Genomic DNA, 2,303 nt, shown 5'->3' with positions numbered 1-2,303 from the left:
CCTGAAACAGCTATAAAACCTATATCTAGATTATTAAAAACTCCTACCTATAGCGAGTCTGTGAACTTTGGTAATCTCAAACACTCTGAGTATGTAGGAGCAAATAGCCATGAAAGTTACTTTGCGAAATCGCCTGATCCATTAAAAATGTTTCTTAATCCAATTAAGTTTAAGCAAACCTATAACAAATCATTATGGAAAGCTGGCTTTAGAAAGCGCTACATGAGATATATTCTGCCAGAAAACATATACTGCTATTTTAGAAAGCATTAATTAGGTAACCGCATTTTAACGCTTAAAATTAATATTCAAAAAACTAATACCTTTCCTTGTTTCAATTAACGGCGTTTACTTAACTTATAAGTTATTTTATTTACCCATATACCAACTCTGAGATACTGAATGCGCTCTAAACAAAGCAGTGAAAAACGCCCCGACGCCATGAATTTACGCCAAAGTGTAAAAACACTGTGGCCCTACCTTACAAAATTTAAAGGTCGTGTTTTTATTGCACTTATGGCGCTTATAGGCGCAAAAGGTGCCACTTTGTTGATGCCGTGGGCACTTAAAGAAATTATAGACTCGGTTGATAAGTCAATTAACCCACTGTTAGTTATTCCTGCTTTATTATTGTTGATGTACGGTGCGCTACGTTTTGCTAGCGTATTTTTAGGTGAAATAAGAGATGCTGTATTTTCGCGCGTAACCGAGCACGCCATGCGCGATATTGGTTTAAAGGTATTTAAGCATTTGCACTCACTTGAGCTGGCTTTTCATTTAGATAGGCAAACTGGCGGTATTAGCCGCGATATAGAACGCGGTACAAGTGGGTTAAGCTTTTTAATGCGTTTTTTAATGTTTAACATTGTGCCTACTTTGTTTGAAATACTGACCGTTGCGATTATTTTTGGCACGTTGTTTTCTGTTTGGTTTGCGCTGATTACATTATTGGCAGTCGCCATTTATATTACCTTTACTGTGGTGGTTACTCAGTGGCGAAACCGCTTTATTAGAGAAGCAAATGCTGCCGACAATAAAAGTAATACCCGCGCAATAGACAGCCTGCTTAATTATGAAACTGTAAAATATTTTAATAATGAGCAGTTTGAAGCCAAAACGTACGACGCCTTTTTAGCAAACTGGGAAAAAGCCCGTTTAAAAAATAGAATGTCGTTGCTCGCCCTCAACTCAGGCCAAGCACTTATTATTGCCTGTGCTATTACCGCGTTAATGTGGTTGGGCTCAACCGAGGTAGTTGCAGGTACGCTTTCTATTGGTGAACTAGTGATGATCAACGCGTATATGATTCAATTGTTTTTACCGCTTAACTTTTTAGGCTTTGTGTACCGCGAAATAAGACGCGCGCTAACCGACCTTGAAAACATGCTTGGGCTACTTAACAAAAAACCACAAATAACCGATGCACTTAATGCTAAAGAGCTCAATATTAGCCAAGGTGAAATAACATTTAATAATGTAAGTTTTAGTTACGATGCGCATCGCCCTATTCTTAATAATCTTAGCTTTAGTGTTAAAGCAGGCAGCAAAGTAGCTATTGTTGGTGCCAGTGGGGCTGGTAAAAGCTCATTGGCGCGACTGCTTTATCGTTTTTATGATGTAAGCGCCGGTGAAATTAGTATTGATAATCAAGCAATAAACTCAGTAAAACTTAATAGTTTACGAAAAGCCATTGCAATAGTGCCGCAAGACACCGTGCTGTTTAACACCACCATTCGTGAAAATATCGCTTACGGTAGACCATCAGCAAGCGATGCTGAAATTGACGAAGCCATTGCTATGGCGCATTTAAAAGACTTTATAGGCACACTTGATAAAGGCGATAAAACACTGGTTGGCGAGCGCGGTTTAAAAGTATCCGGCGGCGAAAAACAGCGTATTGCCATTGCCCGCGCCATTTTGAAAAAGTCCCCTATTTTAATTTTTGATGAAGCAACATCTGCACTCGACTCTCATTCTGAGCAAGCAATACTTGCTGCAATGCGTGAGGTTGCCAGTAACCATACGAGTATGGTTATTGCTCATCGGTTATCTACTATTACCGATGCAGACACCATTATTGTGCTCAAAGCCGGACAAATTATTGAGCAAGGTAAGCACGATGAGTTACTTACACTCGCCGGAGAATACGCCCGTATGTGGGAGCTTCAGCATAAAAAATAAATAGTGTGTGCCCCCTCTTAGCTCGGATACTTTTAAGTATTCGAGCTAAATAAAGCGTTTATAGAACCTATTAGCCTTTCTCTTTTCTCCTATATTAGCTTTATCGAGCACTGTGGTGATTC

2 protein-coding genes are annotated in these 2,303 nt (G+C 39.4%); both read left to right on the top strand.

What is annotated here, in order from left to right; all coding sequences use genetic code 11:
- The coding region (locus H5072_RS20920; protein WP_220488677.1) for a hypothetical protein at nt 1-273 on the top strand (273 nt) is incomplete at its 5' end.
- Between the two features lie 129 nt (nt 274-402).
- A complete protein-coding gene (locus H5072_RS17265; RefSeq protein ID WP_182694247.1) occupies nt 403-2,181 on the top strand; it encodes an ABC transporter ATP-binding protein/permease in 1,779 nt (592 codons plus the stop codon).
- Nucleotides 2,182-2,303: the final 122 nt, after the last annotated feature.

Origin of the sequence: Pseudoalteromonas sp. SR45-5, assembly GCF_014163565.1 — a bacterium.
GTDB classification, from domain to species: domain Bacteria; phylum Pseudomonadota; class Gammaproteobacteria; order Enterobacterales; family Alteromonadaceae; genus Pseudoalteromonas; species Pseudoalteromonas distincta.
The sequence above is the reverse complement of the archived record's forward strand: the minus strand, read 5'-3'. Positions and strand labels throughout refer to the sequence as shown.

Bases quoted from the DNA above. Each gene is read 5' to 3' on its own strand.
- H5072_RS17265 (WP_182694247.1), top strand. From the start codon at position 403: ATGCGCTCTAAACAAAGCAGTGAAAAACGCCCCGACGCCATGAATTTA.